At 41.7% G+C, this 6,054-nt stretch carries 5 protein-coding genes and 1 pseudogene; 5 read left to right on the top strand and 1 reads right to left on the bottom strand.

The window, feature by feature from the left end:
- A partial coding sequence (locus Q1V93_RS07465; protein ID WP_300663334.1) for an NAD(P)-dependent alcohol dehydrogenase occupies positions 1-778 on the bottom strand: 778 nt, incomplete at its 3' end.
- Positions 779-871: 93 nt separating this feature from the next.
- Between Q1V93_RS07465 and crtD the strand changes: the two genes are divergently transcribed.
- The 5 genes and pseudogenes from crtD to Q1V93_RS07440 all read left to right on the top strand — a co-directional run.
- Complete coding sequence (gene crtD, locus Q1V93_RS07460; RefSeq protein ID WP_300663332.1) at positions 872-2,332, top strand: 1-hydroxycarotenoid 3,4-desaturase CrtD; 1,461 nt, start codon at positions 872-874, stop codon at positions 2,330-2,332.
- A 104-nt stretch (positions 2,333-2,436) separates the two neighbouring features.
- A complete protein-coding gene (locus Q1V93_RS07455) occupies positions 2,437-3,126 on the top strand; it encodes a response regulator transcription factor (protein ID WP_300663330.1) in 690 nt (229 codons plus the stop codon).
- Positions 3,123-4,475, top strand: coding sequence for a HAMP domain-containing sensor histidine kinase (locus Q1V93_RS07450; protein ID WP_300663328.1), 1,353 nt, complete (start codon positions 3,123-3,125; stop codon positions 4,473-4,475). Before Q1V93_RS07455 ends, Q1V93_RS07450 begins: the two co-directional genes overlap by 4 nt.
- Before the next feature lie 70 nt (positions 4,476-4,545).
- Positions 4,546-5,796 (top strand): TolC family protein, encoded by a 1,251-nt coding sequence (locus Q1V93_RS07445; RefSeq protein WP_300663326.1) that lies wholly within the window; start codon positions 4,546-4,548, stop codon positions 5,794-5,796.
- A 1-nt stretch (position 5,797) separates the two neighbouring features.
- Positions 5,798-6,054, top strand: a pseudogene (locus Q1V93_RS07440) (efflux RND transporter periplasmic adaptor subunit); the annotation flags it as partial.

Raw genomic sequence — 6,054 nt, 5'->3', positions numbered from 1 at the left:
GTATTTTCTGACCGAACAAGCTCAACATTCCAGCACGAAACATCTTTGAAAAATCAGCAGCACTCAGAATCACAATTCCTCCTTTTTTAACCTGTTTCCGGCTTTCACGAAAAGATAATTTATTGATCGTTACGCAAACCACATCGTATTTTTCCTGGTTCAACGCCAATCCTTCCTGCTGGTAATTCAACACCTTGTCCGCACCTATTTTTCGCATGAGTTCCATATTCGAGCCACTGCAAACCGCCGTTACCTCTGCTCCGTAATATTTCCCCAATTGAACCGCAGCCGATCCGATGGCGCCTGAAGCACCGTAAATCAATACTTTTTGTCCGGGTTGAATTTCCGCTTTGCGTAAAAAATGAAGTGCCGTCATTGCTCCGAATGGAATAACCGCAGCTTCCGTATGTGTGAAAGCGTCCGGTTTGATTGTCAGTGTTGCGGTTTCTTTGACGATCAAATATTCAGCATATGTCCCGAAGCTCATTCCGGTACTTCCGAAAACAAGGTCTCCGATTTTGTAAGTCTGTACATTTCTTCCGGTCGCAACAACTTCTCCTGAAAAAACACTTCCCAAAGTCGATTTTTTCGGTCTTTTGAACCCGAAAAAGAGCCGGACAGCCCAGGGATCTGCTCTTCGTATCCGGACATCTCCCGAATTCACCGCCGTTGCATAAACCCGAATCAGTAATTCATCTGCCGCAGGTTTGGGAATTTCAACTTCAATCAACTTCAAAACTTCGGGAGCGCCATATTTTGTACATTGTACTGCTTTCATAATTCATTTAATTCTGTCCCACAAAATTACTTTCATGCCCTGCGATTTTCATTGACTTCGGTTAAGAAATGAGGAAATGACTAACTTTAAATCATGACTCAAAAAGCCATTGTCATCGGGGCGGGAATTGCCGGGATTGCAAGCGCAATTCGTTTATCAAAAAAAGGATATGCTGTTTCGGTAATTGAAGCAAACGACTATCCGGGCGGAAAACTCACTTCCATTCAATTGGGTTCGTACCGTTTTGACGCAGGTCCTTCGTTGTTTACACTCCCCTATTTGGTAGACGAATTATTCGGGTTGTCCGGGAAAAATCCAAGAGATTATTTCTCTTACCGGCAGCTGGAAATGCTTTGTCATTATTTCTACGAAGACGGAACAACACTTCACGCTTATGCAAACCGGGAAAAACTCTTTCAGGAAGTAGAGACCAAACTGAATATCGATTCCAAGCCACTGCAGGAATACCTGGAACATAGTGAATTTCTCTTTGAACGGACAAGACATTCTTTTTTGGAGAAATCACTCCACAAATTCAGCACTTTCCTTTCCGCGGATATTCTGAAAACGGTTTCTGCTATCCGGCAGCTAAACCTGTTTGAAAGCATGCACGATGTCAACCGCATCCGATTGAATCACCCGAAACTTGTCCAGCTTTTTGACCGTTTTGCTACATACAACGGTTCGAATCCTTACAAAGCTCCCGGAGTTCTGAACAGTATTCCCCATCTCGAATTTGGGATCGGATCTTTCTTTCCGGATGAAGGAATGCATGAAATTCTGAATGCATGTCTGAAACTCGCACAGGAATCCGGCGTTGAATTCCGTTTCGGAGAACGTGTTACTGCTATTGAAACGGATCAGAGAAAAGTACGCGGTGTCAGGACTCAAAAGGAGTTTTATCCGGCAGAAATTGTCGTTAGTAATTGTGACGTAAAACAAACTTACAACCAATTAATTCCCTTGCAAAAAGCACCTCAAAAAACCATGAATCAGGAACCGAGCAGTTCTGCTTTGATCTTTTACTGGGGAATCAAAAAGTCCTTTCCGGAACTGGACGTTCACAACATTCTGTTCAGTGAAAAGTATCAGGAAGAATTCAAACACATTTTTGAAGATTCCACTGTTAGCAGCGATCCAACCGTTTACATTCATGTTTCTTCCAAAATAGTCCCGAACGATGCACCAAACGGGTGCGAAAACTGGTTCGTCATGATCAATGTTCCCTCAAATCAAGGACAGGATTGGGAACAATTGCGCTTAAAAACCCGCGAAAACTGCATCCGGAAAATCAACCGGATTCTGAAAACAGACCTCGAGCCATTGATTGAAACCGAAGATTTCCTGGATCCGGTCCGCATCGAAGAACGAACGAACAGTTTTGCCGGAGCACTTTACGGAGCAAGCTCCAATGACCGCATGGCAGCCTTTTTCAGACATCCCAACTTTTCCAAAATCAAAGGCCTGTATTTTGCGGGCGGAAGTGTTCATCCGGGTGGCGGAATTCCCTTGTGTCTGCTCTCGGCAAAAATTGCATGCGACCTAATCGACTGAGGCAGCTCCAAATCCAGTAAACTTAAAATCTCAACATTCGTAATTCGTAATTAAAATCCTTATTTTGCAGAACGAATCTCACAATTCTTTTAACTCAAATTCCCGTGAAAACCATTTTACTAATTGAAGACGATGCTATTTTAAGCCGAAACATCAGTGATGCGCTGCTTGAAGAAAAGATGCAGGTTGAATTTGCGTACGATGGAATTATAGCAGAGAAATTGCTGCGAAAAAGAAAATTCGACTGCGTTATTCTCGACATTAATCTTCCGGGGAAAAACGGATACGAAGTCTGCACGACCTTCAGAACGTTCAATAAACACACGCCGGTCATTATGCTCACCGCCTTTGATGAACTGGAAGACAAAGTTCAGGGCTACGATTCAGGAGCGGACGATTACCTGACGAAACCTTTCTACATGCGTGAATTGCTCTTGCGGATTCAATCACTGTTGAAACGCAGTGAAACGGTCGGAAAAGGTTCTTCGGAAAGTAACTCATTGGTTGCAGACGACATTGTAATCAACCGTTCAAGCAAGAAAGTCAGCCGGCAGGGAAAGGAGATCATTCTCACTCCCCGCGAATTTCAAATCCTGCTGAAATTGGTGGAATGCAAAGGCGAATTGGTTTCAAAACAAGACCTGGTGAAAGAAATCTGGGGAAACATCGTAGATGCCAATACCAACACCATTGAAGTGTATATTAATTTCCTGAGAGGAAAGGTCGATAAACCTTTTGGCAAACAAAGCATCAAAACAAAAATCGGTTACGGATATTACTTTGATTCCGAATGAGCATTCGAAAAAAAATATTGCTTTACTTTTCCCTGATTATCCCTGCGATAACAGCTCTTGCCTTTGTTGCCGTTTACCTTTTGTTTTCGGAACAGCGGGAAGAAAGTTTCCAGATGCGGCAAAAAGATAAGATCTCGACAACCCTTGAATTTTTATCAGACATCAAAGAAACGGATGAAGATATTATTCATGCCATGGATCAGATCAATATCAATAAGCTTTACAACGAAAAATTATTGCTGTTCAATAAAGATAAAAAACTGATCTATTCCAATATCGTAGACATTCCCGTTCCCGTTTCGAAAGACATCCTTATTCATCTGAATCCGAAAACGAAATGGATCGAAACCAAAGACGGGTTGTATGACGTGGTTGGAACGTACATCAAACGGAAAGGAAGAATCTATTACGGAATCAGCAAGGCTTACGACGATTTCGGGTATTCCAAACTCCGCTTTTTGCGCTACGTACTGCTTCTGACCTTTATTGGAATTACCATCGTTATTGTATTGGTTTGCTTCTACATCTCGCGCAAAATCACCAACCCGCTGGAAGAAATTACGGCTAAGATCAGTGAATACGACTTTGATGCCAAATTAGAACCGATTCCCTTCGTCAATACGCACGATGAAATAGCCGTTCTGGCCAATGTATTCAACGAACTGATGGTGAAGATGAATGAAGCATTTGCTTTTCAAAAACACGCCATTCACCACATTTCCCACGAGTTAAAAACTCCGATTGCGATTCTCGTTTCCAATTTTGAACGCATCGAGAAAGAAACCGATCCGGAAGAACTTAAAAAACTCATTCAGAATCAAAAGGAAGATACCCGCAGTTTGAGTGAGATCATCAATTCGCTGCTGGAAATTGCGAAAATTGAGACATCCACCGAATCAATCACCGAAAAATTCCGGATAGACGAACTCATTTTCGACATTTCGGACAACCTCAGGAATGTATATCCGAATTTTGTCTTTTCTGTCGATTATGAAGAACCGGTGAATCAAAACCAATTAGAAGTAGCCGGAAATGCCCGATTAATCAAAGCAGCCTTGTCTAACCTGATGGAAAACTGCATTCACTACAGTTCCGACGAACATGCCGTTATCCGCATCTCAAGCCGGGACAAACTGGAAATCTGCTTCGAAAACAAAGGCAAAACACTCACGAAGCAAGAAGTCAATTACCTGTTCAAACATTTCTTCCGCGGAAAAAACAGTGCCGGAAAAAAAGGATTCGGATTAGGGCTGGTATTCGTAAACAAGATTATTTCGATGCATGGAGGATCAATCATTTACGAAACCGTCCCGAAGCGCATAAACCGCTTCAAGATCACGTTGCATTAAGCTAAATTTTACTCATTTTAAGTTGTTTTTAAGGTGCTAAAAAGTTAATTTGTGCTTTAAATCCAAACACATGCAAAAAGTAGGATCATCACTATTCCTGATACTTCTAGTCTCAGCCAGGCTATTTGCACAAGATACTTTACACATCAGCTTACGAAAAGCTGACAGTATTTTTCTCGCAAAGAACTATTATCTCCTGGCGGCTTCTATGAACATTGAAGCTCAAAGAGCACAAATTCTTCAGGCAAAAGTCTATCCCAATCCGATTTTCACCGCAGACATCAATGCGTATGATCCGGAAGGCAAACAGGCTTTTCATGTCGGAAAAAGCGGGCAAAAGGTTTTTCAGCTCGAACAATTGATCATTTTAGGAGGAAAAAGACGGGCTGAAATTGAAATCGCCAAAACCAGCACCGGAATTGCCGAACTGGAATTTCAACAACTCGTAAGAGAACTAAAATTCCGCTTGCACAGTGATTTGTACACGATTGGTCAGCAGGATTTCCTCTTGAAAAAGTATACCAAGCAATTGAATTTGCTTGATACGCTGTTGAGATCATACGAAGTTCAGGCAAACAAGGGAAACATTCCCCTGAAGGAAGTTGTTCGTTTAAAAGGTGCTTATATTCAATTGAACAATGACCGCGCCCAGTTGTTCCAGGAATACATCCAGACGCAAACGGATCTTCAGATTCTGCTTCAAACCAGTTCCTTTATTTTACCGGATTCCACAGATGCCAATCTGAATCATTACCTCACTCCTTCTTCTGTGAGTGAACTTCAGAATACCGCCTTGCAAAACTTACCGGAATTACAGGTTATCAAACAGAATAAAGTACTTGCAGAGCAATACCTGAGTTATCAAAAACGAATGGCCGTACCGGATATCAATCTGTTTGCTTCATACGATCAGCGCGGTGGAGCTTTCAACAATCAGATCAATGCCGGAATAGCTATTCCCCTTCCGATGTGGAACCGCAACCGGGGAAACATTAAAACTTCTCAATACCAGTTGAAGGAAGTAGAATATACACTCCTGGCAAAGGAAAACGAAATCGTCAGCAAGATCAACAACAGTTATGCTTATTATGTTCAAACAGTTGCAGAATACCGGAAATCAATCGAACTGTATAACGACGATTTTGAAAAAACGGTGGATGGAATGAGTTTGAACTTTCAGAAAAGAAATGTTTCCATCATCGAATTTATAGACTTTTTTGAATCATACAACGACGTTTTGGCAGAGCTCATGCGTATCAAAACACAATTAGTGATTTCCGCAGAACAAATCAATCTATTAACCGGAAAAGATATTTATTAAGATGAAAACAATGCGATATAAAATGGGGATTCAAGCCGGAGTGGCACTTTGTTTATTGATCCTGAGTGCCTGTGGTAGTAAAGAACAGGAAGACAATATTGAAACATTTACGATGAGCGATGCCATGCTTAAGAAATGTGAATTCTATACAACGAGCAACCAGGATGTTAAAAACAATATCCGTCTGTTCGGAAAAATTGAAGCCGATAATAACAAAATGGCCCAGATCTACCCGATTCTGAGCGGAGTTGTAACTTC

Origin of the sequence: Fluviicola sp. (assembly GCF_030151805.1) — a bacterium.
Lineage (GTDB): Bacteria > Bacteroidota > Bacteroidia > Flavobacteriales_D > Crocinitomicaceae > Fluviicola.
The sequence above is the reverse complement of the archived record's forward strand: the minus strand, read 5'-3'. Positions and strand labels throughout refer to the sequence as shown.

Coding starts and splice junctions, on each gene's coding strand:
- crtD (WP_300663332.1), top strand. CDS start 872: ATGACTCAAAAAGCCATTGTCATCGGGGCGGGAATTGCCGGGATTGCA.
- Q1V93_RS07450 (WP_300663328.1), top strand. CDS start 3,123: ATGAGCATTCGAAAAAAAATATTGCTTTACTTTTCCCTGATTATCCCT.
- Q1V93_RS07445 (WP_300663326.1), top strand. CDS start 4,546: ATGCAAAAAGTAGGATCATCACTATTCCTGATACTTCTAGTCTCAGCC.